This window comes from Pseudomonas sp. NPDC089547, assembly GCF_050280665.1.
GTDB lineage: Bacteria > Pseudomonadota > Gammaproteobacteria > Pseudomonadales > Pseudomonadaceae > Aquipseudomonas.
The window spans coordinates 100907-126284 of the sequence record NZ_JBNNVS010000015.1; the positions used below are offsets into that span (position 1 = coordinate 100907).

The window sequence follows — 25378 nt, forward strand, 5'->3', positions numbered from 1 at the left end:
ATGCAGATTTTTTTTCGATCAAGTGAGCCATTTTCCCAACCTCGCGTGACAGACATGGCAGAACCCCTCTTTCAGGACCCGACCCATGCCGTTGCGCCCCAGCCCCCTGCTCCACGCCCTGCTGCTCACCACCACCCTTGGCCTGGCCATGCCCGCCGCCCATGCCGAAACCCGCAGCTACCACATCGCCGCCGGCTCGCTTGAAGACGCACTCAACCAGTTCGGCCGCGAAAGCGGTGCGCTGATCTCGTTCGGCTCGCAACTGACCCAAGGCATCAGCACCCAGGGCCTGGACGGCCAGTACGATGTGCGCCAAGGCCTCGACGTGCTGTTGCGCGGCAGCGGCCTGCAGGTGCGGCAGGAAACCGACAACGCCTTCAGCCTGCAGCCCGTCGGTAGCCCCGCTGGCAACGCCCCGGTCGAGCTCGGCGCTTCCACCGTGGTCGGCGACTGGCTGGCCGAGGCGCAGCAGGACAATGTGTTCGAACACCCCGGCGCCCGCGACGTGGTGCGCCGTGAAGAGTTCGAGCGCAACGGCGCGACCACTGCCCGCGAAGTGCTCAACCGCATCCCCGGTGTCAACGCCCCCGACAACAACGGCACCGGCAGCCATGACCTGGCGCTCAACTTTGGCATCCGCGGCCTCAACCCGCGCCTGGCCTCGCGTTCCACCGTGCTGATGGATGGCATCCCGGTGCCCTTCGCCCCCTACGGCCAGCCGCAACTGTCGCTGGCACCGTTGAGCATGGGCAACATGGACGCCGTGGATGTGGTGCGCGGTGGCGGCGCGGTGCGCTACGGCCCACAGAACGTTGGCGGCATCGTCAACTTCGTCACCCGGGCGATCCCCGAGGAGGCCACCTTCAAGGCGGCCATGCAGAACCAGATCAGCCCGTCCTCCAGCCACGATGGTTTCAAGAACAGCGCCAACTTGCTGGTCGGCGGCACCAACGCCAACGGCCTGGGCGGCGCCTTGCTGTACTCCGGTACCCGCGGTGGTGATTGGCGCGAACACAGCGACACGCAGATCGACGACCTGATCCTCAAGGGCAAGCTGCAACTGGACGAAGCCAACAGCCTGCACGCCATGGCCCAGTACTACGAGGGCGAAGCCGACATGCCCGGCGGCCTGAGCACGGCCGACTTCGATGCCGACCCGTACCAGTCCACGCGCCTGAAAGACAAGTTCTGGGGCCGCCGCACCCTGTTCAATTTCGGCTACGACTACAAGCAGGACGACCGCCAGTTCAGCGTCAACAGCTTCTTCACCAAGACCCTGCGCAGCGGTTACCTGGACCAAGGTAGCTTCGTCTCGCTGTCGCCACGCGAATACTGGGTGCGCGGCATCGAAACCCGCTTCTCGCAGGGCTTGGCCCTTGGCGACAGCTGGCACGAACTGGGCATCGGCTACCGCTATGTCAACGAAGCCGGCCACGAACTGCGCTTCCGCGAGCCGCTGAATGGCAACCTGCCGACCACGGCCAGCCGCAACGACCGCGACACCCGTGGCAGCACCGAAGCCCACGCCATCTACCTGGATGACCGTATCGACATCGGCCGCTGGACCATTACCCCCGGCGTGCGCTACGAGATGATCGACTCCGAGCAGAGCAACAAGCTCAACGGCCAGCGCTACCAGGGCAGCTACAACACTGCGCTGCCGGCACTGAACGTGATGTACCACCTGACCGACAGCTGGAACCTGTACGCCAACACCGAAGGCTCGTTCGGCAGCGTGCAGTACAGCCAGATGCCCAACCGGGTCAGCAGCGGCGAAGTGAAACCGGAAAAGGCGCGCACCTGGGAAGTGGGTACCCGTTATGACAGCGGCGACCTGCAGGCCGAGATCGGCGCCTTCCTGATCAACTTCGACAACCAGTACGAAAGCAACCAGACCAACGACTCGGTCATCGCCCGTGGCGAAACCCGCCACCAAGGTATCGAGACCAGCATCCGCTATGCACTGGACGGCCTGAGCCCGGCCCTGGCCGGCTTCGACGTGCACGCCAGCTATGCGTTCGTGGACGCCACCATCCGCGAAGACGGGCCGAACAAAGGCAACCAGGTGCCGTTCTCGTCACGCCACAAGGGCAACCTGGGCGTGGGCTACACCGAAGGCCCTTGGCAGTTGAACCTGGACGGCAGCTTCCAGAGCAGCCAGTACGCCGACAATGCCAATACCAGCACCGAAAGCGCCGACGGCAGCACCGGGCGCATCCCCGGCTACATGCTGGTCAGCACCCGTGCCGGGTACGACTTTGGCCCGCAGCTGTCGAACCTGAAAGTGGCGGTTGGCGTGAAGAACCTGTTCAACCGCGAGTACTACACGCGCTCTTACGATGACAACAACAAGGGCAAGTATGTGGGTGAGCCGCGCACCTTGTATGTGCAGACATCCGTAGAGTTCTGATACTACCCGAGGTGCACGGGTACCTGTAGGAGCGGCCTTGTGTCGCGAAAGGGGTGCGAAGCGCCCCCAGGATTTCAGCTTCGCCGCCGACAATGCCGGGGCCGCTTCGCGGCCCTTTCGCGACACAAGGCCGCTCCTACAGTGGATCGCTTTGCCAGAATGGCCATTTGCAACAAGAAATTTATTTTCAAAAAGGGGTTGAATTCGTTTCCCAGTTGCCTGACCTTAGAGTCAAGAGGCGCAGAAATTCCAAGGGTCTCAAGGACCTGGGCGCGCCTCCATGCGAGCAAGCTGAATAAGGATTGAATCATGCAAATCCAGGTCAACAGCAGCAACCATTTCGAAGGCAATGCCCGGCTCGACCAGTGGGTCCGCAGCACACTGCAGCACTCGCTGGAACGTTACGAAGAAGACCTCACCCGCATCGAGGTTCACCTGCGCGACGAGAACGGCGCCAAGCCCGGACCGCATGACAAACGCTGCCAGATGGAGGCTCGCCCCAAAGGCCACCAACCGATTTCCGTGACCCACACTGCCACTTCGGTGGACCAGGCAGTCGACGGTGCCGCCACCAAGCTCAACCACGCGCTGGAACATTTCTACGGCAAGCTGCGCAGCAAGCGCGGCGCCCTGGAACTGAGTGACCCAGAGGCCTGACCGCAACAATGAAAAAGCCCGGCCAAGTGCCGGGCTTTTTTTATTAAGAGCTATCAAGGGCTATTAACGGCCATTCAAGCCCTCCCTCAAATCACTACCTTCAGCCTGGGTACCGGGAACAGGTTCTCCAGGGTTGTCAGCAGCCGCGCGTGGTAAAGCGGCTTGCGGAAGAAATCCACCACCTGCAGGCGCAGCAAATCACTGACATCGTCCAGGTCCGCCTGCCCGGACATGACGATCACCGGCAGGTGCTGGCGAGCCGTATGGTCGCGCAGGCGCTTGATCAGACCAATGCCGCTTTCCCCCGGCATACGCAGGTCGGTGATCACCAGGGCAATGTCCGGGTAACGGGTAAGCTGTTGCAAGGCAGCCTTTACCGATGTGGCGGTCAGGCAGGCAAAGCCTTCGTTCTCGAGCAGTTCAGCCAACTCCAGCAGAACGTCCTGCTCGTCATCCACCAAAAGGATCTGTTGACGCGAGGAAACGCTCTGCATGGCGTTGGCTCCTGGTCACCGTCAAAGGGCGTTCTTGATCGTGGTGAAGGTAGCGTTGACGGCCGTGGAGATATCCGTGACAAAGGCGGCCAGCACCACCGCGACCATTGTCGCAATGACCGCGTACTCGATACCGGATGCACCATCCTTGCGATGCAGGAAATTCATGCAGTGCAGAATGAACAGTTTCATGGCTCAGCTCCTTGCGGCGTACATGCCGGCTACAGCGGTATCAAAGTGACACCATTTGTCATCCAAGAATCGCCAAGCCAGCGCAGACTGCAAATGTATTAAAGGATTAATCACAAGGCATTAACACCTAGGCATTAACCACAGCAAAATCGCTAACTGTCTGTATTGGCTGGACTTAATCACAATTTCGAAAAAAACCGCTCTGGCTCATGGCAAACGGCGATGGCTGCGCTACCGTCCTATAGCGAAATAGTAACTTTTTGCCATCACTCGACGCGTGCAGGGAGGCCGAGATGAGCAGTCGCTTGACCCTATTCCTGGCGGCGTTCTTCCTGCTGGCAGCCCTATTGGCAGGTTACTGGGGTGTAGTGCTCAGTCGCCCTGCACCGGCCCCCGTGGCGGTTGCCCCAACGGCTGATCAACCGGTTGTAGGCGTCGCGCCACCTCCCACCACGCCACCCGAGCCGCCCCGCACAGCCGTGGTCGTGCTGCGCAAGGCGCTACCTGCCAATACACCGGTCACCGAAGACGATGTGCTGGTCGAGCGCCTTCAGGTTGCCCCCGCCGGGGCCTACCAGCAAACCGCCCAGGTGGTCGGGCGCACCAGCGCCAGGCCACTGGCAGCAGGTACCTGGCTGGATGATTCGAGCTTTCAGGCTGGGGGGCCGCTGGCGCGAATGATCCGCGCCCACGAGCGCGCCGTGGCAGTGGGTGTCGACGAAGTGGTAGGGGCCGCCGGCCAACTACGCCCGGGCGACTACGTGGACGTGCTGCTGTTTCTGCGTGAAGAACCCAACAACCCGCAATCTTCCGCTCAGGTCGTGTTACCCGCCTTGCGCGTGCTCAGCGTCGGCGAGCAAACGGGCCTTGCCAACGACGGCCGCCCGGCGCAAACCGCCGAAGAGCAGAAAGCCCGGCGCGAACAAGCCAGCCTGAACAGCACGGGCACCCGCACCGTGGCGCTGGCGGTGCCCGAGGCCCTGGCCAGCCGCCTGATGCTGGCTGCCCAGGCCGGCACGTTGCGCCTGGCCGTCCGCAGTGCCGATGAACAGCGCCTGGCCCGCTACTGGGCCGAGCCCGATGCCAAACCGCAGGTAGAAGCCGCCAACCGCGAACTCTACCGCTTCAGCCAGCTGTCCCAGTCGCCGGTGGCCAACGCTGCCAACCTGGCGACCAGCAACGCCGCACCCGCCATGCACATCATCCGTGGCGCCAAGGCTGACGACACGACCAAGACCCCCTGACCCGGCAAGGATGCAGCGATGCGCAGTTCCTTCTTCAGACAAGCATGTTGTAGCGGGCTGCTGGCCGTGCTCTTGCCCCAGGCCCAGGCGGCCGGCAAGGCCTGCGAAGCGTTCAACCAGTTGCCCTCGGTCATCGAGATCGACCAGGGCCTGCAGCAGGAATTGCGCCTGCCGCTGACCATCACCCGGGTTGCCGTGGGCGAACCCAAGGTGGCCGATGTGCAGGCCAGCGGAGAGCGCGGCGTGGTGATTACCGCCGTGGGCCAGGGCAATACCTCGCTGATGCTATGGACAGCATGCGCCCCGGCCCCCCACAGGGCCATGGTGTTCGTCAAAGGGCGGGCCAGTGCCGACATGGCCGAAGACAGCTTCTTGCCGTCACAGGATGCACAGCTGATCAGCCAGGTGCAGGCCGATATCCGCTTCGTGGAGGTACGCCGCAGCAAATACAAGGAGGCCGGTGCGCGGCTGTTCTTCAAGGGCTCCAACAATAGCCTGATCGGCTCGCCAGGGACCGTGCCCGGCACGTCCGTCAGCCCCGGCTCGGTGCCGAACGTAACCCCGTCGATCCCCCTCGACGACACCGTGTTCAACATCGTCTGGGGCGGCGGCAGCAGCCGCTTCCTGGCCATGATCAACGCCCTGGAAAACAGCGGCTTCGCCTACACCCTGGCGCGCCCGAGCCTGACCGTGCTCAGCGGCCAGACGGCAAGCTTCCTGGCAGGCGGCGAAATTCCCATCCCGGTGCCCAGCGCGGGCAGCGACAACGTGTCGATCGAATACAAAGAGTTCGGTGTGCGCCTGGCGCTGACACCGACCGTGGTCAGCCCAGGCAGGATCACCCTCAAGGTGGCGCCGGAGGTCAGCGAACTGGACTACAGCAACGTGGTGACCATTGCCGGCACCCAGGTGCCGGGTTTGACGGTAAGGCGCACCGACACCAGCATTGCCTTGGCCGATGGCGAAAGCTTCATCATCAGCGGCCTGGTCAGCAACAACACACGTTCCGCGGTAGACCGCCTGCCCGGCCTGGGTAGCCTGCCGGTACTGGGTGCGTTCTTCCGCAACTCGGCCATGCGCCGCGAAGAAACCGAACTGCTGATGATCGTTACCCCGCACCTGGTCCAGCCCCTGGCCGCCAACGCACGGCTGCCGCAACTGCCGGGCGAGAACCTGCGCACTTACGACCCCAGCTGGGGGCGGTTGTTCTTCCTGGAGAACGGCAACTTCGATGGCAAGGGCGGGCTTTCCCAATGAACGAGAGCCTGAACCCCACCTTTCTGGCCATCACCCGCAACGAAGACGACCTGCACTGGCTGCAGGGCGCACTGGCACCACAAGGCCAGGTGATCGGTGCCAGTGCCGGCAGCCTCGACGAGCTGCTGGCGCTGGTCAATGCCACGTTCAGCAACCTGATGTTCATCGGCCTGGACCGCGAACAGCTGGTCAGCCAGTGCGCCTTGATCGAGGGGGTGCTGGAGGCCAGGCCGATGCTGGCGATCGTCGCCCTTGGCGATGGCATGGACAACCAGCTGGTGCTGCATGCCATGCGCGCTGGCGCCCGCGACTTCGTGGCCTATGGCTCGCGTGCCAGCGAAGTGGCCGGGCTGGTGCGGCGCCTGGGCAAGCGCATGCCGGCGGTCACCAGCAACCCGAGCCTCGGCGGGCTGACGGTGCTGTTCGGCGTACAAACCAGTGCCGACGGCGCATTGCTCACCACCCACCTCGCCCGGGTGGTGCAGGAAAGCGGCCAGCAAACCCTGTTGCTTGACCTGGGCCTGCCGCGCGGCGACAGCCTGGCACTGCTCGGCCTGGAGGCTTCTTTCTTCTTCGGCGACGCCCTGCGCCACTTGCGCCGCCTCGACACCACACTGATCGACAGCGCATTCACCCGCGACAAGAAAGGCTTGCGCCTGCTGACCTACGCCGAAGCCGACGACCCACTGCAACAAACCAGTGCCGCCGAGCTGTACATGCTGCTGAGTGCCTTGCGCCAGCACTTCCAGCACATCGTCGTGAACCTCACCGGGCATGCCGACAGCGAGGCCCTGCGCACGCTGGTAAGCCACTGCGACAAACTGATCGTCTACACCGACCAGAACATCCTCGACTGCCGGCGCAACCTGGAAGTGCTCGACCTGTGGCGCGACCACGGCATGAAACTGGAACACGCCAGCCTGTTGGTGGACCGCTACCTGAACAACGTTGCACCCGACGCCGATACCCTGGCCAAACGCTATGGGCTGCCCTTGCTCAAGGCCATCCCCTACAGCCCCGAAGTGCGCCTGAACGTGAAAAACCAGGGCCTGAGCCTGTTCGAGCTGGCCCCGCGTGAAAACCTCACCCAAGCCCTGCGCGGCCTGGGCGAACGCCTGGCACGGCGCTCGGAAAACCTCTCACCACCGGCCTTTACCTGGTTGCGACGGCTTTGGGGGAGCAAATGAACAATGACCAACCCTTTGGCGGCCAGCAACACGCCTCCGGCGACCCTTATGCGCTTAAACGTGCCCTGCACCGCTTTGCCATCGACGCCATCGAGGACAGCGGCCGCAACCTGCTCGAAGGCGCACGGCCTGCCCTGACCCAGTTCGTGCTGGAGCAGGTAGGCGATTACGTCGCGCGCCTGCGCCTGGCCCTGTCGCGCTACGAAATGGAGCGCCTGGCCGAAGAGCTGGTGGATGAGCTGACCGGTTTTGGCCCGCTGGAGGTGTTGCTACGTGACGTGACCGTCACCGAAATTCTGGTAAACGGGCCTCACCGGGTGTTCGTGGAGCGGGCTGGCCTGTTGCAGCAGACCGACCTGCGCTTCATCGATGCCCACCATGTGGAGCGGGTGATGCAGCGCATCCTGGCACCGCTCGGCCGGCGCCTGGACGAATCGTCACCCATGGTCGACGCCCGTATGCCCGATGGCAGCCGGGTGAACGCGATCATTCCGCCGGTGGCACTGGACGGCCCGTGCCTGTCGATCCGCAAGTTTCGCCAGGACATGCTCAAGAGTGCCGACCTGCTGGCCACCCGCGCCATCGACCAGCCCATCTTCGACTTCTTCGAACGCGCCGTGGGCAAACGCTGCAACATCCTGGTCAGCGGCGGCACCGGCACTGGCAAGACCACCTTGCTGAACATCCTCAGCCAGATGATCGCGCCGCGCGAACGCCTGGTCACCATCGAAGACGTCGCCGAACTGCAATTGCACCACCCCCACGTGGTGCGCCTGGAAACCCGCCCGCCAAATGCCGAAGGGCATGGCGAAATCAAGGCCAGCGAACTGATCCGCAACGCCCTGCGCATGCGCCCCGACCGCATCATCCTGGGCGAGATCCGCGGCAGCGAAGTGCTTGATGTACTGACCGCGATGAACACCGGCCACGATGGCTCGATGAGCACGGTACACGCCAACACCGCGCAGGATGCGCTGCTGCGCCTGGAAACCCTGGTCGGCCTGAGCGGCCGGCAGATTGCCGAAAAGACCTTGCGGCAAATGGTCTGCGCGGCGCTGGACGTAGTGATCCAGCTGACCCGGCTGCCTGATGGCCGACGCTGCGTCAGCGAGGTGCTGGAAGTGGTCGGCGTGCGCGATGAGGTGTACGTGACCAACACCCTGTTCCGCCTCGATCGCCGTGGCGGCGATAGCTTTCTGCGCGAGGCACCCAACCCGGCGGGCAGCAAGCTGCGCGCAGAGGGCGTGCTGTGACCGGCCCCTTGCTGCTGGCGCTGTCGCCGCTGTTGCTGGGCGTGGCCCTGTTGCTGTTGCGCCGTGGCCTGTACAAGCGGCACGAAGAGCGCATCCTGCAACGCCTGGGGCGGGCGTTCAGCATTGTGCGCAATGGTACCGCCCGGCGCGAATGGCTGGACGCCCTGCTGCAGCGCGCCGGCCTGGGGACTGTCGAGTTCGAGCCACAGCGCTGGTTGCTGGCGTGGCTGGGCGTGGTGCTGCTGGCGCTGATCGCAGCCGGCTGGGTGGCTGCATTGATGCTGCTGATTGGCCTGCCAAGCCTTGCGTACCTGATTTTGAGCTGGCAAAGCCGGCGGCGGATGCGCCAGATCGTCGATCAGTTGCCCAGCCTGCTGGACTACAGCGTGCGTAGCCTCAAGGCCGGCCGCACCCTCAATGACGCGGTGCTGGGTGGCATCGACAGTAGCCGCGAGCCCCTGCGCTCGACCATGGCGCGGGTGCGGCGCAACGTGCAGCTGGGCGTGGCGCTGGAGGACGCGGTGAGCGAGCTGGCCGAACTGCACAAGCAGGATGAACTGCGGCTGTTCGCCCTAGGCTTGCGCATCAACCAGCGTTATGGCGGCAATGCCAGCGAGCTGATGGAAAACCTGATCAAACTGATCCGCGAGCGGGAGCAAGGTGCGCGCCAGCTCAAGGCGATGACCGGTGAAACCCGCATCACTGCAATCATCCTCGGCTCATTGCCACTGGCAATGGTCGGCTACTTCATGATGGCCAACCCGCATTACCTGCTGGCCATGTGGCGCGACAGCAGCGGCCAGATGATGCTGTTGATGGCTTTCGCCCTGCAGGTGGTCGGTTGCCTGGTGCTGTGGCGCATGATGAGGAGCCTGTGACCATGGCCTTGCTGATCTGCGCCCTGTGCCTGTTCGTTGCCGCCAGCCTGTTTGGGCTGCAGGCGGTTCGCCAATGGCGCGCACGGGCCCTGGTGGCCCGCCGGCTGCAGGGGCGGCTGGCCCGCGACGAGCGCCTGGGCGACTGGCTGCACTGGCTTGGCAGCAGCCCATGGGGGCAGCGGCTACAGAGATTCGACAGCGAAAGCCAGGCGCTGCTCGAACGTATCGGCTGGCGCCGCAGCCGCCAGCGCGCCCTGTTTGCCGCCGTTCAACTGGGCCTGCCGCTGCTGGCAGTGGCGATGACGCTGCTGTTGCAACAGGGCTTCAAGGGCAATGCCGCAGCCAGCTGGGTAGTCTGGCCATTGTGCGCACTGGGCGTCGGTTACCTGCTGCCCAAGCGCCTGTTGGCCTTGGCTGCGGCACGTCGTCAGCAACGCATCGCGGAAGAGGTCAGCCTGTTGATCCCCTTGCTGCGAATTCTCTTCGAGACCGGCCTTGCCGTTGAGCAGGCGCTACGCGTGCTGAGCCACGAAGGGCAGTCGCTGATCCCGAACATAAGCGCAGAGCTGCGCCAGGTGCTGCAACGGGTGGATTCAGGCATGGCACTGGGCCCCGAGCTGGAAAAGGTCGCACAGCTGCTGGCGGTGGACGAGTTCACCGATACCTGCGTGATCCTGCGCCAGTTGCTGGCACAGGGCAGCGGCGCGATGAAGTCGTTGCAGGCCCTGAAGGCGTTGCTTGATGACCGCCGCCTTACCCGCCTGCAAGAGCGGGTCTCGATGATGTCGGCAAAGATGTCGGCCGTGATGATGGTGTTCCTGTTTCCGGCGTTGCTTATCGTGCTCGCCGGGCCGGGCTTTTCTGCATTGGCGCGGGCATTGAGCCCATGAGGAGTGATTGATGAAGACCATCCTGTTGTGCGCGAGCCTGGTGTTGTTGACCGGATGTGCCGGGCAACAGCCGGAAGGGTTGCGCCAGCTGTTCGCCACCAGCAGTTGCAGCAAGCCCGACGCAGACCAGCAACTGGCGCTGAACCTGGCAGACGAAATGCTCAACGACGGGCGCCCGCACGCCAGCCTTGCCCACCTGCAGCAACTGCCGGATTCGCTGGAGCAGGTGCGCCTGCGCAAGGCCAAAGTGTCGCGGCTGCTTGGCCTTGGCGAGGCCGAACCCTTGTACCGCAGCCTGCTCGGGGGTTGCCTGGCCGCCGAGGGCGAACACGGCCTGGGCCAGTTGGCCTCGGCCCGGGGCGACGACATACAAGCCTTGCAGAACCTTCAGCGTGCAGTGCGGCTTGCCCCTACCGACGAGCGCGTACGCAACGACCTTGGCGTAGTGCTGATGAACCTGGGGCGCTATGAGCAGGCACGCTTCGAGTTGCTGACCGCCATCGAACTGAAGGACGACAACGCACTGCCGGCGGTCAACCTGGTGACCTTGGCGCTGGTGCAGGACAACTGGCAGCAAGCCACCGACCTGGTAGGCCGGCTGCAGCTAAAGGCCGGACAGTTTGCCGAAGCCCAGGCGCGGGCAAACCGGATCAAGGCTGGCGGCCGAGGCCCGATTGCGTCAGCCAAAGCCCCGGACGTGATGGTCAACTGATACGCGGAGGTGATCATGATCAGGTACGTGATGGTACTGGCCTGCTGTGTAGGCAGCGCGGCGTTGCAGGCCGAGGAATACCCCCGGCAAACCGCACAGGACGAAACGCCCACCGAAAGGCTGCTGCGCGTGCAATCCAGCGGCGAGCAGGCATCCCGCCGCCTGCAAGTGCAGACCGCGCGGGAACGCGACCAGTCGATGCAGCGCTGGCTGGATACCTACAAGTACGAAATCCCGGACTTCTACCGCTGGACCAAGATGACCGAGCGCAACAACTAACCGCCATACGCAGCCCCTTGTAGGAGCGGCCTTGTGTCGCGAAAGGGCTGCGAAGCAGCCCCGGCAATATGTGCTTCTGCGCGCAAACCTTGAGGATCATCAGCCAACCCAGGCAAGCGAAACGGCAAAGCCTGCCAGCAAGCACGGCGCAAACGGCTTTTTCTCCCCAGGCTGGCGCGCCTTGCGCCGCACCAGTTGCCAGACAACCAGTGCCACACCGGCACCGATAAACGTGCCGAGTACGTGATCCAGGCTGGTGGCCAGGGCCAGTGCGGCCAGCAGCTTGACGTCGCCGGCCCCGAACTGGCCGAGCGCGTAGCCGGGCAGCGTCAGCAGCAGGACAACGGCAAACGCCAGTGCGGCATCATTGCCGTGGGCACCCAGCCAGGTCTGCCCGGTGGCCAGCAACCAGGCCAGCGCACAGGCGCCGGCCCCCAGCGTCAGCACATTGGAAATCTGCCGTTCCCGGGCATCCTGCCCGGCGCACAGCGCCAGCCAGACAAGCAATGCAAGGCTATGTATAGGCAATTGGCCATCCCTGTTCAACGATCGGTTCTATGCTGTTACTCAGGACTCATCGTCAGGGTAGACGCAATCGATGAAAGCAGGCCCGGCAAAACGGCAGAAAGGCGCAGCGGCCATTGAGTTCGCAGCCGTGTTCATGATTTTTTTCGCCGTGTTCTACGGCCTGGTCAGCTACACCCTGCCCATGCTGATGCTGCAATCATTCAACCAGGCCAGCGCCGAGGCTGTGCGCCGCTGCGTAGCCCTGGACCCGGACAGCGCCAGCTACAGCACCGATGTGCAGAACCTGGCCCGCCAGGTCATCAGCCAGCAGTTGCAGTGGATGCCCTCTGCGTTCAACTTCCAGGCCGCCAGCGACGCCCAGGTGACCCTGGGCGCCGACAAGTTGCTGACTGTGACCATCAACTACCCCAAGACCAAATTGACCAACGTACTGCCGATGCTGGTACTGCCGCTGATCGGTGAAGTGCCGCAGCTGCCCGATCGCCTGCGGGCCGAAGCGAGCCTGCAGCTATGAGCGGCATGTTCGATCGTTGGCTGGGTGGCCAGGCTACCGAACAGACAGCGCCCGCCCCGCCAGCGGTGGGGCTGCAGCTGTGGCTGGATGATCAGGGGCAGGTACAGCGCCTGGCCGGGCCTTTGCGCACGGTGCTACCGGTTTGTGCACACAACGCTCCCCGCGTGCATGACTACTTGCAACGCCATAGCTGGCTTGTGCTTGAAGGGCCGCCTGCCGACTGGCAGGGGCAGCCGCTGGACCTGGACTTTGCCACCGTACACGGCGCCGCCCTGCGCACCCGGGGCTGGCTGCTGCGACAGGCCGATGGTTGGCTGCTGCAACTGTTCGACATCGGTGACCTGCTGGGCGAGCGCGAACAACAAGGCCAGCACCTGGCCCAGCAGCAACTGGCAACGCAGCTTGGCCGTGCCCTGCGTGACTGCGACCTGGAACGCCTGAAGCCGACCGTGGCCGAACAGTTGCAGCAGATGGCGGAGCACTGGCATGCCGGCTCGCTGCGCCTGATGCTGCCGGGCGATGGCGGTTGGTACACCTACGCTTGCAGCAACAGCGAATGGCCCTGGGCAGACGACGACCGCTTGCGCCCCTGGCTGCAAACGCTGTCACCGCGGGCCCGGCAAGTGGCTGCTGACAACCCGCTGTTGCAGCCATCGTGCGCCGGCTTGCCCTTGCTGGTGCTGCCCTACCTGCACGGCCATGCCGTGCAGGCCTGGTTGCTGTGCGCGGGGGCGCAACAGCCACCGGCCAGCGAAACAGTCAGCCCCCTGCTGCAAGCATTGATCGAGCCCCTGCTCAGCCGCCTGCGCCAGCACCAGTTGCAGCAACGCTCACATCACTTGAATGAACTGCAAAAGCAGTTGGGGGCAGGCTGCTGGTCATGGCCCTTGCAGGGGCCGCTGCAGTTCGACCCGGCCCTGGCCTTGCGCCTGGGGGTACCTTGTGAAGCCACTGCCGAACAGTGGTTGGGCCGGTTGCACCCTGCCGACCGTGAAGCCGCACGCATGGCGCTGGAGCAATTGCGCGAAGGCACTGCCTTGAACCTGAATGTGCGCCTGCTGCCGGCCGACAACCCGGCAAGCCCGCGCTGGTTGCAATGGGCAGGCCAGTTGCAAGGCCGCCAGGTACAGGGGTTCATGCTCGACATCACCGCTTTGAAGGCCCAGGAACAACAGGCTGCGGCCGCTCGCGCCCGGCTCGAAAACCTGATCGCCAGTTCGCCCGCCGTCATCTACATACAGCGCTACAGCGAGGGCGCTCTGCACAGTGAATTTTTCAGCGCCAGCCTGACCCCGCTGCTGGGCTGGGCGCCCGACAGCGAACAGGCCCGCCAACCCAGCCAGATGCTGCACCCCGAAGACCGCTGGTTGTGGCTGGAGCGCACCCGCTCGTTGTTGCGCGACGGCCAGGTGCGCAGCCGCTACCGCCTGCGCGATCACCTTGGCGGCTACCACTGGGTACTGGACGAAGCCCGCCTGTTGCGTGACGACCTTGGCCAGCCTGTGGAGGCCGTGGGCCTGTGGCTGGATGTGAGCGAAGCGACCGAGGCGGCCGAGCGGGTACGTCAAAGCGAGGAGCGCTACCGGGTGCTGGTAGAAGACTCACCCGCCATCATCTGCCGCTATCGCCCAGACCTTGAACTGCTGTTCGGCAACCACCCGCTTGCCCAACAGCTGGAGTGCACAGCGCAGCAACTGACGGGTATGAACCTTGGTCAGTGGCTGTCCGACACCCAGCGTACGGCCTTTCTCCAGCGCCTGGCGCGGTTGACCCCGGAGCAGCCGTTGGCCAGCGCCGAAATCTGCCTGCAATTGCCTGGGCGTAGAACAGCCTGGTGGGTATGGGCCGAGCGTGGCCTGTTCGATGAGCACGGCCAGTTGCAGGAAGTGCAAGCGGTGGGGCGCGACAACACCGAAGTACGCCACAGCCAGCGGCAACTGCTGCAAGGGGCCAAGATGGCCACGCTAGGCGAACTGGCGACCGGCCTGGTGCATGAAATCAACCAGCCCTTGAGCACCATGCGCCTGGCGCTGGTAAACACCCTCAAGCGCCTGGAAAGCGGCGTGGTCGATGCCGAGTACGTGACGGGCAAGCTGCAACGCATCGATACCCAGGTCGAACGTGTTGCGCGCCTGGTCGAGCATCTGCGCAGCTATGGGCGCCGCTCGGAAGTGGAGCAACAGGTTTTTGCTGCCTGGGTTGCGGTGCACGGTGCACAGGGGTTGCTGGCGGAAGGGTTGAGCGGTAAAGGCGTGGCCTTGCACATCGAAGAACCCGACCTGTATCCGGAAGTGCTGGGCCATGAAGACCAGCTCGAACAGGTACTGATCAACCTGATGGTCAATGCCCGTGATGCGTTGCTCGAACGGCAGGTTGCCAAGCCGCGGATCCGGGTGAGCCAACGCGTCGAGGCGGGGCAGTTATGCCTGGTGGTGGAGGACAACGGTGGCGGCATCGACCCGCGCCTGCTGGAGCGCATCTTCGAACCCTTCTTCACCACCAAGCCCGCCGGCCTGGGCACCGGCCTGGGCTTGTCGGTCAGCCACAGTATTGTCGGGGCCATGGGCGGCAGGCTGGAGGCGCACAACAGCGACGAGGGTGCGTGCTTGCGGGTGTGGTTGCCGCTTTACAGCGCCAGCTGAGCGCGGCCGCCGGAGCAACTGAGGTTGGCCCCGACATCGGCGTTGACCAGGTCGATGCCCAGGGCTTTGAGCAGCCCGTTAACCAAAGGGTCGAGCAAGGGGCTGAGCAGGTTCTTGATCAAGGGCTCGACAATGCCTTTGACGCCGCTGAGCACGTTGCCGACGATCACCAGCACATCGCCCAGGCCGCTATTGACGGTGGGTTTGTAGGCTTCCAGCTGTATGCCTTGCAAGGTGTCGGTGAGGCTGCCGACCACATTGTTGTTGGCGGTTTGCATGCTTTGGTAAGCGGGGGTAAGGCCGATGTTTGGCGGCGTGCTGTTGGGCGCCTGGAAGATCAGCGGGCGTTCGACGGCACCGCTGCCCAGTACCTTGCTGTTGACGCGCAGGCCCAGGCCGCCACCCACGAAGGGAACGCGGGCATCACACACCGCAGGCAGTATCAAAAGCCGGGTGCATCGCTTTGTACCTATGTCTACCAACGGCAATGCCTTGACCACCGTGGTGCCATTGGTGAAGAACGCATTGGCAGACTCGAAACGCCCGACCGCTACCTTGGCAGCTGAGCTTTGTGTCTGGGTCGTCAGCCGCTTGGGCGAGCAACTGAACGTATCCGGCGATTGCGGGTTGAGCCGCGTAGTTGCCTCGGCGACTTCCAGCCCGATGTCCAGCGACAGTTTGTCCGGTACCAGAACAATGTCACTGACCGTGCAGGGTATGCCCACCAGACAAAGCACCGATTGCAAGGTGCTGGCGAGATTAAGGCTGAGCAGATTATTGAGCACATTGGTCAGTGGTGACACCAGGTCGAGTACCGCGTTAGCGAGCCCGAACACCGTGTCCAGCAACGGCAGCTCTAGCGAAATCATCGCCCGCACCTGCGCCGTATGCACCCGTAATTCATCCGTACGAGGGTCGCCCACCGCCGAGATCTGCTGCGGCTCGATTACCTTCAGGCGCACCCGCCCATTGACCAGCCCCAGCACGCTTATAGGTAGATCCACCGTTGCCGCACTTTCGCTGACCGCCAGCTGTATCACCCCCTGCACCAGTTGCAGCAACTGGATGCTGGCATCCAGCCCGGCCTGCGCAGTGCCGTTCTGGATATCGAGCAAATCCCCCAATTGCAGCAGCGTACTGTTGCTGGCGCCCAATGCCAGCTTGCCCAGGTTGGTCACCACGCTGGCCGCCGCGCCGCTCTGCTGCAAAACTTTCACCGCCGCTTGCAGCAATTGCGTCGCGGTGGCGTTGGCCGTGAGCAGTTGCTGGTAGTCACCGGCCTTGAGGTTCAGGTCCACAGCCAACTGGTCAAGGTACTTGAGCAAGTTGAGCTGGGTGCTGGCAATGCCCTGCCAGCCGGCCAGGTCGAGCTGAACAGCACCGCCCAAGGCGCTCAGCAGGGCATTGAGCAACACCGACTGCCGCGAATCCACGGTCGCCAGCGTAGTACGAATACTCAGCATCGCCTGCGGCGGGATGGGCGACGAGGCCACCGCATGCGCCTGCAAGGTCGTGGTCAGCGGCACCCCGCCACCCTGCACCAGGCCATAGACCCCTGCCGCAACGCTGGTCGCCACCGTGTTGCTCACATCTACCCGGATGGCTTCATTGCGATTGTTGTCACTGGTGAAGGTACGCAGGCTGTTGGCGCCGGTCTGCAAGTACCCGCAACTGGCCGTCAGCGGGTTGCTGGGAGCATGGCCGTTGCGTGTGGCGGCGACTCGGGCGATAGCCGTGGCCTGCGGCCCGCTGCCGGTGCACACGGCAAACTGGCCTGCAGCCTCCAGCGCCGACATGTCGGCAATGCGCTGCAGCTTGCGCTGCTCAAGGTAGAGGCGGCCGCTGTCGAGCACCACCAGCATGAACAACAGGGCAAGGCCCAGAGTAACCACCGCCATGAGGCCAATTGCGCCTCGCTGACGGGCAGCAGATGAGGGAACCACGGGCACTCCTTTGCCGGCCATTGGCCATGCATCGCGGCTGCGATTCAAGGAGTGTAGTCGCGATAGTGGCTAATTGCCCGTCAGGAACAAACCCGGCAGAGGCCGGTCAACTTCTGCACACAAACTTTGCAGGCCCTCCAGGCATGAATAACCCTTTCGACCGAATCAGCGCTGCATTCGCCCCGGAATATCGGGTCAACCTGAGCATTGCCAATCTCGACGGCAGCATCATGCTCACCCTCTCCGACGACGCCGGCGTAGTCGCCAAGCGCCTCATTACCCAGGCCCAGCGCAACGACCCTGTTCGCCTGCAGCGGGTGATCGACAGCATTCGCCTGGGGCTTGCCATCGAACTCAGCCAGAACCCCATGCAGGTGCTGGCTGCGCTAACCCGCGACGCCCGTCACGAGCCGCGCCCCTTCCTGGCCAACTGAGGGCTACTTGCCCTCCTCCACTTCCTTGCCGTTGGCATCCAGCACCTTGGTCGACGGGTAGCGGTACGAGGCGTAGCGCACCACCAGGATCGAGAACGCCAGCAACAGGATGCCCCCGCACAGGTACAACAGCCCTTCGTCCGGCGCCTTGTGGTGGGAGACATCGCCGATCAGCAGGCGAGTCAGCGCGGTAATCGCCACGTACAGCAGGAAGCGGATCGGCATATGGTTGGTCTTGAAGTAGATGCCGACCATGGCCCCCAGCTCCAGGTAGATGAACAGCAGCAGGATGTCATCGACACTGATCCCGCCCTTGCCGAGCATGTCCAGGAAGGTGACCACCGCTGCATAGGCGGTGATTGCGCCGATGCCGAACAGCGCCAGGTAATGGAAGGCCTCGACGCACAGGTTGCCCAACGAGTCGGCCGAACCATGCAGGCCCTTGCGTAGCTTGTCTGCCCATTTGATGTTCACGATGTTCCATTCCCCGATACGTCTTTAAGGATGATGCGTCACCGGTGTGACGCTTGTGCCATGCAGTTAAAGGGCCAGGCCCTTGGCTTGGAAGGCGGCCGATTGCCGCAGGGCACTTTGAGGCATGGTGGAATGTGTGGAGGCTGCTGGGTGTTCGGCGTGACGGTTTTGGCGCCTGTGAAACCGAGCGCCGCCCGCGCGGCGCTTCGCGGGGCAAGCCCGCTCCCACATTTGTTGCAACGTGGCCATGCCTGTGGGAGAGGCGTTGTCAGCCTTGGTGCATGTCTTAAGGCAGGTGGGGCGGCAGCAGCGCCAGTCGGGAAATCGAGTCGGTCCAACCAGGCAGGCAACCATGGCCTGACAGGTTTGGCACGTTGCAACAAATGTGGGAGCGGGCTTGCCCCGCGAAGCGCCGCGCGGGCGGCGCTCGATCTCACAGGCGCAAAAAATGTAGCGCCCGACACCCGCCAATCGCCGCGACTACAATTTCTGCTTGCGAACCAACCAACATTGCCATTACTGTACACCCATACAGTAAACCGCAACGCAACCAGCAAAAAGGCATAGAGGTGATGAATGGCCGTCGAAGTGGTGTACCGCAGCAGCCGCGACCCGGAGCGCTTGTTCATGGATAAGGCCGAAGCAGACCGTCACGACAAAATGCTCGAACTGGCCGAGCGGCTGGCCGAAGTGCTGCACAAGGCAGTGCCATCGCTGACTGAGCAGCAGGTTGAGGAAGCCGGTATCTACATGGCCAAGAACCGCGATGTGTTCGCCCGGGCGTTCAAGAGCCAGCCGGATGCGTTGGCCGAATTGCTCGAGGGTGGTGCAGCCGAGTGACATCGGCGCCGCTGGCTTCGCGGGCATGCCCGCTCCCACAGGAGATCGCGATTTCATGTGGGAGCGGGCGAGCCCGCGAAGAAGCCAACATAGAACTTCAACCGTAAAGCAACCGCTCCGCCAACATCTGCGCCACCCGCGCCGGCGAACGCTTTTCCGCCTGCGCATGGCCAAACACTTCGGTCAGCCGTGAAGGTATCCGCGCCAGGTGCGCGGTGATGGTGCCCGGGTCTGCGCCACGATGTGTCAGCGCCACGTATATCAGCCCTCCGGCGTTGATCACGTAGTCGGGCGCATACAGTATCCCCCGCGACTCCAGCTGGTCGGCCACCTGCAAGGTGGTCAGCTGGTTGTTTGCCGCCCCTGCCACTGCCGCACAACGCAGTTGCATCACACTCTGCCCGTTCAGCACCGGCCCTACGCCGCAGGGTGCAAAGATGTCGCATGGCGTGCTGATCAACGCATCGTTGGTCACAGGTTTTGCATCGAACTGATCCACCGCCAGCCGCACCCGCCCAGGGTCCAGGTCGCTGACCAGCAGTTCCGCCCCCGCTGCATGCAGTTGCTCGGCCAAGGCATAGCCCACATTGCCCAGCCCTTGCACCGCCACCCGCAAGCCTTCGAGGTTGTAGCTGCCCAACCGTGCGTAGGATGTGGCGCGAATACCGGCAAATACCCCCATAGCCGCGTGCGGCGAGGGATCACCCGAGGCCGTGGTGCTGGTCACATGGGGAGTGCTCTGGGCAATGCAGTCCATGTCCAGGGTCGAGGTGCCGCTGTCCACGGCAATGATGAAGCGCCCATCCAGGGTATCGATGAAGCGGCCGAATACCTCGAACAGCGCGGCGCGGTTTTCCACATGCGGGTTGCGCATGATCACTGCCTTGCCGCCACCCAGCGGCAAGCCCGCCAGTGCAGCCTTGTAGCTCATGCCCTGGGCCAGGCGAATGGCGTCGGTCATGGCGCTTTCGTCATCGGCATACGGCAGGTAACGGCAACCGCCCATGGCCGGGCCCAGTTGCTCACTGTGAATCGCCACAACCGCTTTCAGGCCCGTAGCCGGGTCATTGAACAGGTGCAAGGACTGGGTACGGGTGCTTTGCATCAGTGCGAACATCGACAGGCCCCCCATGAGGTGCTTTCTCCAGTATAGGCACGGCCCCGGCGCTGGCGCCTTCGCCGGACCACTGGACGAAACCACGCGCCACGGCTAATACTCAAGCGTGTGTGGAGAAGCCCCCATGAAGCCACGTCAAGCCTGCCTGGCCTGCCTGGAACGCGAGCCTGTCGCCCTGCTGGAAGCCGCATTGTGGATTGCCGCCGAGCACGACCGCAGTGTCGACCCCGCGGCCAGCCTTGCCACGCTGCACGCCCTGCAACGGGAAACAAGTACCAACTTGCCGATGCTACCGCTGTGCGAACTGGCCCAGCCGCTGCTGCGCCAGCTCAATGCGCTGGGCTTCCAGCAGGATGAATACCACCCCCTGCGCCCGCAGGCGGCGATGATGGACAAGGTGCTGCAACGCCGCCGTGGCCAACCGCTTACCCTGGCCATTCTTGCCCTGGAGCTGGCCGCGCGCCTGGCCATTCCGCTGGAGGGGGTGGGCTTCCCTGGCCATTTCCTGCTGCGCGTGCCGGGTGCCGACCACCTGCTCGACCCCTGCGGTGGCCGGCGCCTGTACCCCAACGATTGCCGTGAGCTGCTGGCACGCCAGTTCGGCCCACACGTTGCACTGACGGCAGAGCACATGCGCACTGCCAGCCCGCTGCAAATGCTGCAACGGCTGTCACGCAACCTGCGCCAGTTGCACATCAGCAACGACGACCACCTGGCCGCCTTGATCGATGCCGAGCGGATCATGCAGTTGGGCCCGGTACAGGTCAGCGACTACGTAACCCGCGCCTCGCTGTACCAGCATCTGGATTGCCCGCAGGCTGAGCGCTTCGACCTGGAGCATGCGTTACTGCTGACGGAAGACCCGGTCCAGCGCCTGAAGCTGTCCGAACGTATCGGCAAGCTTCCGACGGCGAACCGTTCGCTTCACTGAGCCGGGCTGTCCGGCTGCTGGGCAGGGTGGGCCTTGGCGAACGCCGGGTGACCGGCCGCCAGTGCGGCAACCCGAAGGATACGCGGGAAGCCGCCCAGGTCGATGTTGAAACGTTCGGCGGCATACAGCTGCGGGATCAGGTACACATCCGCCAGCCCCGGTTGGTCACCGAAACAATAGCCATGATCACCAATCAGTTGCTCCACCGCCGCCAGGCCCTGGCTGATCCAATGGCCGATCCACTGGTTGACCTGACCCTCGTCCTGCCCGGCCTGACGCAGCCGGTTGAGAACACTGACGTTGTGCAACGGATGAATGTCGCAACCGATGATTGCTGCCACGCCACGGACCTTGGCGCGCGCCTCTGCCGCAGCCGGCAGCAGTGCCGGCTGTGGATAAACCTCTTCCAGGTACTCGATGATCGCGGGTGACTGCACCAGCAATTCACCGCCGTCAGTGCGCAAGGCCGGTACGCGGCCCTGCGGGTTGACGGCAACATAGCCCGCCCCGCGCTGCTCACCCTGCAACAGGTTGACCGGCAGGGACTGGTAAGCCAGCCCCTTCAGTGCCAGGGCAATGCGCACCCGGTAGGACGAGGTGGAACGGTAATAGGTGTACAGCTCCATACCCGCCCCTCCTCAGTTGGCCGCGATGACCGTGCCGCGGCATTCGCCGAAGCCGATGCTGGCCACGCCGTCACGCGTGCAGCGGGCACGCAGGATGATTTCGTCACCGTCTTCGAGGAACTTGCGCACCTCACCGTTGGCCAGTTCCACCGGCAGCTTGCCGCCTTCGGTGATCTCCAGCAGGCTGCCGAACGAACCCGGCGTGGCGCCCGACAAAGTGCCCGAGCCGAACAAGTCGCCCGATTGTAGCTGGCAGCCGTTGACACTGTGGTGCGCTACCAACTGCGCTACCGTCCAGTACATGTTGCGGGTGTTGCTCAGGGCAAGGCGGTGCGGGGCAACGCTTTGTTCGCGCATGCGCTCGGTCAGCAGCAACACTTCAAGTTCGATATCGTAAGCACCGGCGGCCTGGTCGCGCTTGTCCAGCAGGTACGACAGTGGCTGCGGGTCACCTTCCGGGCGAGCCGGCTGGGCGCAGCGGAACGGCTCCAGCGCTTCGGCTGTGACCACCCAGGGCGAGATCGTGGAAATGAAGCTTTTGGACAGGAACGGCCCCAATGGCTGGTATTCCCACGCCTGGATATCACGTGCCGACCAGTCGTTGAGCAGGCACAGGCCAGCCACGTGCTCGGCGGCGTCACCGATCGGGATCGCCTGGCCTATTTCATTGCCCTGGCCAATCCAGATGCCCAGTTCCAGTTCGTAGTCCAGGCGGGCGCAAGGGCCGAAGCTTGGCTCGGTGTGGCCAGCCGGCAGGGTCTGGCCCTTGGGGCGGCGCACATCGGTGCCGGACGGGCGAATGGTGGAGGCGCGGCCGTGGTAACCGATCGGCACATACTTGTAGTTGGGCAGCAGCGGGTTGTCGGGCCGGAACAGCTTGCCCACGTTCTTGGCGTGCTCGATGCCTACGTAGAAGTCGGTGTAGTCACCGATCTGCGCTGGCACATGCAGCTGGCAGGCGCTGGCAGGATACAGGGCAGCGCTCAAGGCCGCCTGGTGTTCGCTGTGCTCGCCCAGCAGCACCTGCAAGCGCTCGCGAAGCGCCACACGGGCACTGCGGCCCAATGCGAAGAATGCGTTCAGCGCCCCGCCCCGGGTGGCTTCGACAGCAGCCTTGGCGGCACCGTCAAACAGGCCGGCGGCCAGCACCGCCTCCAGGTCCAGGATCGCGTCACCGATGGCCACGCCACAGCGCCTGGCCTCACCCGGCCGGCTGAAGATGCCCAAAGGCAGGTTCTGCAGCGGGAAGTCGCTGTGCCCGTTGGCGTGCTCGACCCAGCTACGGGCATTGGCAGTGTGGTTCATGGGTTATCTCCGGTTCGGGTTGAAGGTGCTCGGCAAGGTGGCCCAGCAACTATCGTAGTCGGCCTGCAATTGCGGGCATTCGAGGGCTTGCAGGCTCGGGCGCAGCACTTGGCTGGTCTCGAACATGAAGGCCATGGTGTTGTCGATCTTGTGCGGCGCCAGGTCGGCGGCGATGGCTTTTTCGCACGTTTCGGCATCGGGGCCATGGGCGCTCATCACCCCGTGCAGCGAGGCGCCTCCGGGCAGGAAGCCTTCGGCCTTGGCATCGTAGGCACCGTTGATCAGGCCCATGAACTCGTTCATCAGGTTGCGGTGGAACCATGGCGGACGGAAGGTGTTCTCCGCCACCATCCAGCGCGGCGGGAAGATCACGAAGTCCATGTTGGCCAGGCCATGCACACTGGTGGGCGACGTCAGCACAGTGAAGATGGACGGGTCAGGGTGGTCGAAGCTGACGGTGCCGATGGTGTTGAAGCGGCGCAGGTCGTATTTGTACGGTACGTTGCTGCCGTGCCAGGCAACCACATCCAGCGGCGAGTGCTGCAGTTCGCAGGCCCAATGCTCGCCGAGGAATTTTTGCACCAGTTGCACCGGCCCTTCGGCCTCTTCGTAGTGCGCTACCGGGGTGAGGAAGTCGCGCGGGTTGGCCAGGCCGTTGCTGCCAATCGGGCCCAGGTCCGGAATGCGCAACGGCGCCCCGTGGTTTTCGGCGATATAGCCGCGGGCCTGGCCGTCGAGCAGTTCAACGCGGAACTTCATGCCGCGTGGAATCACCGCGATTTCCAGCGGCTCGACCTCCATCACGCCCAGTTCCGTGGCAATGCGCAGGCGCCCCTGTTCCGGCACCAGCAGCAGTTCACCATCGGCGTTGAAGAACACCCGCTCCATCGAGCAGTTGGCGCGGTAGATGTAGATGCTCACGCCAGCCGGTTTTTCCGCTGCGGCGTTGGCCACCATCGGCAGCCAGCCTTCGATGAAGTCGGTTGGCTCTGCAGGAATCGGCTGGGGGCTCCAGCGCAGGCGGTTCGGGTTTATGGCACCCAGCGGCCCGGTCAGCGGTTGACGCGCCAGGCGCTCGAAGCGCGGGTGCAAAGCCGACGGGCGAATGCGGTACAGCCAGGTACGGCGCAGCTCGCTGCGGGCCATGGTGAACGCCGTGCCCGAAAGCAGCTCGGCATACAGCCCATAAGGCGCCTTCTGTGGCGAGTTCTGCCCGACCGGCAGGGCGCCTGGCAGTGCTTCGCTGGCAAATTCGTTGCCGAAGCCGCTGAGGTAATGAAGGTCGGGTGAGGTGTCGCGATTCATCGATGCCTCCGGGCTCTGGCCGAGCCGTTGCTGGCAGTTGGCTGCTGACCCGGTGTGGGGTGACAGCGCGTCTGCATTGTTTTTATCGTAATCGAATTACGAATAACGTAATTTGCTACGCGCCTGGCGTCAAGCTATAAAGGCGCGACTCGAAGAATCCGGAAGAAGATGTTCATGGCCAAAGCCAGCTCCCCCGCCGACAACGGCAAGCAGAAAGTCCGCTCGGCGGAGGTCGGCACCGACATCCTCAAAGCCCTTGCCGAACTCTCCCCTTCCACCTCGCTGTCACGCCTGGCCGAGCATGTGCAAATGCCAGCGAGCAAGGTGCACCGTTACTTGCAGGCGCTGATTGCCAGCGGCTTTGCCGAACAGGATGCGGCCACCAACCATTACGGCCTTGGCCGCGAAGCATTGCGGGTGGGGCTGGCGGCGCTGGGCAGCATCGATGTATTGAAGATTGCCGCGCTGCCGTTGTCGCAACTGCGCGACGAGCTCAACGAGAGCTGCTTCATTGCGGTGTGGGGCAACCAGGGTGCGACCGTGGTCAGCATTGAGCCGGCGGTGCGTGCAGTGACCGTGGTTACGCAGATGGGCTCGGTGCTGCCGCTGCTCACCTCGTCCACAGGCCTGGTGTTCGCCGCCTACCTTCCCGAGCGCGAGACCGTGGAATTGCGTGACCGGGAGTTGGCCACCTTGCAGCAAGGTGCCGATGATTATCAGGCGGTTCTGGCGGGCATTCGCGAACGTGGCTTGCACCATGTGCACGGGCTGCTGATGCCGGGCGTGGATGCGCTTTCGGCGCCCGTGTTCAATGCCATGGGGCAGATCGCTGCCGTGATGACCGTGGTCGGGCCGACGTCGATTTTTCACGCCGACGAGCATGGCCCGGCGGCGCAACGGCTGCTGGCGGCAGCGCGGGAAACCAGCTGGCGCATGGGCTATTCGCCGGCCGCCTGAGCGCCTGCGGCACTATTGCCCGATACGTAAAGGTGAATGTCATAAGCGGCTATTTTTCCCACAGGATCAAGCGCTTATTCTTAACTCACTGGCACGGCATGAAGAGCTCTTCCCCCCCGCTCTTCAGGCCTGCGAGGTTCACCGACGTAGATTTTGAAGCTCCTTGATCTGACGTCTCGATTGGCCGCTGCGGCTTGCAGCGGCCTTTTTTTTTGGTTCTTCACGGATTGCCGGGAAAGTCATTCTTGATCTTCATGAAAAAGAACTCGCTGTCCCGGTAGCCGTAAGCCATCCGCTTGATCACCTTGA

Annotated in this window: 25 protein-coding genes; 16 read left to right on the forward strand and 9 right to left on the reverse strand. The window is 63.8% G+C overall.

Annotated features, from left to right (window positions below; genetic code table 11):
* The first annotated feature begins 85 nt into the window (after positions 1 to 85).
* Positions 86 to 2410 carry a TonB-dependent Fe(3+) dicitrate receptor FecA gene (fecA, locus tag ACQKPZ_RS13210; RefSeq protein ID WP_427538615.1) on the forward strand — a complete coding sequence of 775 codons (2325 nt, stop codon included), beginning with the start codon at positions 86 to 88 and terminating at the stop codon, positions 2408 to 2410.
* A gap of 309 nt (positions 2411 to 2719) precedes the next feature.
* Positions 2720 to 3067 carry an HPF/RaiA family ribosome-associated protein gene (locus ACQKPZ_RS13215; protein ID WP_427538618.1) on the forward strand — a complete coding sequence of 116 codons (348 nt, stop codon included), beginning with the start codon at positions 2720 to 2722 and terminating at the stop codon, positions 3065 to 3067.
* Between the two features lie 86 nt (positions 3068 to 3153).
* On the opposite strand, the gene ACQKPZ_RS13220 is transcribed toward ACQKPZ_RS13215, so the two are convergent.
* Positions 3154 to 3561, reverse strand: coding sequence for a response regulator (locus ACQKPZ_RS13220; protein WP_427538621.1), 408 nt, complete (start codon positions 3559 to 3561; stop codon positions 3154 to 3156).
* A gap of 21 nt (positions 3562 to 3582) precedes the next feature.
* Positions 3583 to 3753: a Flp family type IVb pilin gene (locus tag ACQKPZ_RS13225; RefSeq protein ID WP_427538624.1), complete on the reverse strand. Its 171-nt coding sequence runs from the start codon at positions 3751 to 3753 to the stop codon at positions 3583 to 3585.
* A 293-nt stretch (positions 3754 to 4046) separates the two neighbouring features.
* Between ACQKPZ_RS13225 and cpaB the strand changes: the two genes are divergently transcribed.
* The 8 genes from cpaB to ACQKPZ_RS13265 are packed head-to-tail and all read left to right on the forward strand — an operon-like array spanning position 4047 to position 11453.
* Positions 4047 to 4997 (forward strand): Flp pilus assembly protein CpaB, encoded by a 951-nt coding sequence (cpaB, locus tag ACQKPZ_RS13230; RefSeq protein ID WP_427538627.1) that lies wholly within the window; start codon positions 4047 to 4049, stop codon positions 4995 to 4997.
* A gap of 18 nt (positions 4998 to 5015) precedes the next feature.
* Positions 5016 to 6254 carry a type II and III secretion system protein family protein gene (locus ACQKPZ_RS13235; RefSeq protein WP_427538630.1) on the forward strand — a complete coding sequence of 413 codons (1239 nt, stop codon included), beginning with the start codon at positions 5016 to 5018 and terminating at the stop codon, positions 6252 to 6254.
* A complete protein-coding gene (locus tag ACQKPZ_RS13240; protein WP_427538633.1) occupies positions 6251 to 7441 on the forward strand; it encodes a pilus assembly protein in 1191 nt (396 codons plus the stop codon). Before ACQKPZ_RS13235 ends, ACQKPZ_RS13240 begins: the two co-directional genes overlap by 4 nt.
* The gene (locus ACQKPZ_RS13245) at positions 7438 to 8694 is read left to right on the forward strand and encodes a CpaF family protein (protein WP_391127457.1); all 1257 of its coding nucleotides are present in this window, start codon (positions 7438 to 7440) and stop codon (positions 8692 to 8694) included. The genes ACQKPZ_RS13240 and ACQKPZ_RS13245 overlap by 4 nt, the downstream gene beginning before the upstream one ends.
* Positions 8691 to 9572 (forward strand): type II secretion system F family protein, encoded by an 882-nt coding sequence (locus ACQKPZ_RS13250; RefSeq protein WP_427538636.1) that lies wholly within the window; start codon positions 8691 to 8693, stop codon positions 9570 to 9572. Before ACQKPZ_RS13245 ends, ACQKPZ_RS13250 begins: the two co-directional genes overlap by 4 nt.
* A gap of 2 nt (positions 9573 to 9574) precedes the next feature.
* Positions 9575 to 10462, forward strand: coding sequence for a type II secretion system F family protein (locus tag ACQKPZ_RS13255; RefSeq protein WP_427538639.1), 888 nt, complete (start codon positions 9575 to 9577; stop codon positions 10460 to 10462).
* Positions 10463 to 10472: 10 nt separating this feature from the next.
* Positions 10473 to 11174, forward strand: a complete 702-nt coding sequence (locus tag ACQKPZ_RS13260; protein ID WP_427538642.1) for a tetratricopeptide repeat protein — start codon at positions 10473 to 10475, stop codon at positions 11172 to 11174.
* 15 nt (positions 11175 to 11189) lie between these two features.
* Entirely contained in the window at positions 11190 to 11453 is a 264-nt protein-coding gene (locus ACQKPZ_RS13265; protein WP_427538645.1) for a DUF3613 domain-containing protein, read from the forward strand.
* Between the two features lie 99 nt (positions 11454 to 11552).
* On the opposite strand, the gene ACQKPZ_RS13270 is transcribed toward ACQKPZ_RS13265, so the two are convergent.
* Positions 11553 to 11975: a prepilin peptidase gene (locus ACQKPZ_RS13270; protein ID WP_427538671.1), complete on the reverse strand. Its 423-nt coding sequence runs from the start codon at positions 11973 to 11975 to the stop codon at positions 11553 to 11555.
* Positions 11976 to 12051: 76 nt separating this feature from the next.
* Here ACQKPZ_RS13270 and ACQKPZ_RS13275 point away from each other — a divergent pair, with 76 nt between their 5' ends.
* Both ACQKPZ_RS13275 and ACQKPZ_RS13280 read left to right on the forward strand, forming a co-directional pair.
* The gene (locus tag ACQKPZ_RS13275) at positions 12052 to 12495 is read left to right on the forward strand and encodes a TadE/TadG family type IV pilus assembly protein (RefSeq protein WP_391127442.1); all 444 of its coding nucleotides are present in this window, start codon (positions 12052 to 12054) and stop codon (positions 12493 to 12495) included.
* Positions 12492 to 15137, forward strand: coding sequence for an ATP-binding protein (locus tag ACQKPZ_RS13280; RefSeq protein ID WP_427538648.1), 2646 nt, complete (start codon positions 12492 to 12494; stop codon positions 15135 to 15137). Before ACQKPZ_RS13275 ends, ACQKPZ_RS13280 begins: the two co-directional genes overlap by 4 nt.
* Here ACQKPZ_RS13280 and ACQKPZ_RS13285 read toward each other — a convergent pair.
* Positions 15122 to 17080, reverse strand: a complete 1959-nt coding sequence (locus ACQKPZ_RS13285; protein WP_427538651.1) for a pilus assembly protein TadG-related protein — start codon at positions 17078 to 17080, stop codon at positions 15122 to 15124. The genes ACQKPZ_RS13280 and ACQKPZ_RS13285 overlap by 16 nt on opposite strands.
* Positions 17081 to 17223: 143 nt before the next feature.
* Here ACQKPZ_RS13285 and ACQKPZ_RS13290 point away from each other — a divergent pair, with 143 nt between their 5' ends.
* Entirely contained in the window at positions 17224 to 17514 is a 291-nt protein-coding gene (locus ACQKPZ_RS13290) for a DUF3509 domain-containing protein (RefSeq protein ID WP_391127432.1), read from the forward strand.
* 3 nt (positions 17515 to 17517) lie between these two features.
* Here the strand turns inward: ACQKPZ_RS13290 and ACQKPZ_RS13295 are convergent, their stop codons facing one another.
* A complete protein-coding gene (locus ACQKPZ_RS13295) occupies positions 17518 to 17988 on the reverse strand; it encodes a phosphate-starvation-inducible protein PsiE (protein ID WP_201207815.1) in 471 nt (156 codons plus the stop codon).
* Between the two features lie 576 nt (positions 17989 to 18564).
* Between ACQKPZ_RS13295 and ACQKPZ_RS13300 the strand changes: the two genes are divergently transcribed.
* Positions 18565 to 18828 carry a YebG family protein gene (locus tag ACQKPZ_RS13300; protein WP_016489064.1) on the forward strand — a complete coding sequence of 88 codons (264 nt, stop codon included), beginning with the start codon at positions 18565 to 18567 and terminating at the stop codon, positions 18826 to 18828.
* Between the two features lie 97 nt (positions 18829 to 18925).
* Here ACQKPZ_RS13300 and ACQKPZ_RS13305 read toward each other — a convergent pair whose 3' ends face one another.
* On the reverse strand, positions 18926 to 19945 hold the full coding sequence (locus tag ACQKPZ_RS13305; protein WP_427538654.1) for a Leu/Phe/Val dehydrogenase: 1020 nt from the start codon (positions 19943 to 19945) through the stop codon (positions 18926 to 18928).
* Positions 19946 to 20069: 124 nt separating this feature from the next.
* Here ACQKPZ_RS13305 and ACQKPZ_RS13310 point away from each other — a divergent pair, with 124 nt between their 5' ends.
* On the forward strand, positions 20070 to 20876 hold the full coding sequence (locus ACQKPZ_RS13310; protein WP_427538657.1) for a SirB1 family protein: 807 nt from the start codon (positions 20070 to 20072) through the stop codon (positions 20874 to 20876).
* Here the strand turns inward: ACQKPZ_RS13310 and maiA are convergent.
* The 3 genes from maiA to hmgA are packed head-to-tail and all read right to left on the reverse strand — an operon-like array spanning position 20870 to position 24112.
* Positions 20870 to 21502, reverse strand: a complete 633-nt coding sequence (maiA, locus tag ACQKPZ_RS13315) for a maleylacetoacetate isomerase (protein ID WP_427538660.1) — start codon at positions 21500 to 21502, stop codon at positions 20870 to 20872. The genes ACQKPZ_RS13310 and maiA overlap by 7 nt on opposite strands.
* A 12-nt stretch (positions 21503 to 21514) precedes the next feature.
* On the reverse strand, positions 21515 to 22807 hold the full coding sequence (gene fahA, locus ACQKPZ_RS13320; RefSeq protein ID WP_427538663.1) for a fumarylacetoacetase: 1293 nt from the start codon (positions 22805 to 22807) through the stop codon (positions 21515 to 21517).
* A 3-nt stretch (positions 22808 to 22810) separates the two neighbouring features.
* Entirely contained in the window at positions 22811 to 24112 is a 1302-nt protein-coding gene (hmgA, locus tag ACQKPZ_RS13325) for a homogentisate 1,2-dioxygenase (RefSeq protein ID WP_427538665.1), read from the reverse strand.
* A 174-nt stretch (positions 24113 to 24286) separates the two neighbouring features.
* Between hmgA and ACQKPZ_RS13330 the strand changes: the two genes are divergently transcribed.
* On the forward strand, positions 24287 to 25069 hold the full coding sequence (locus tag ACQKPZ_RS13330) for an IclR family transcriptional regulator (protein ID WP_427538668.1): 783 nt from the start codon (positions 24287 to 24289) through the stop codon (positions 25067 to 25069).
* The last annotated feature ends 309 nt before the right edge of the window (positions 25070 to 25378 follow it).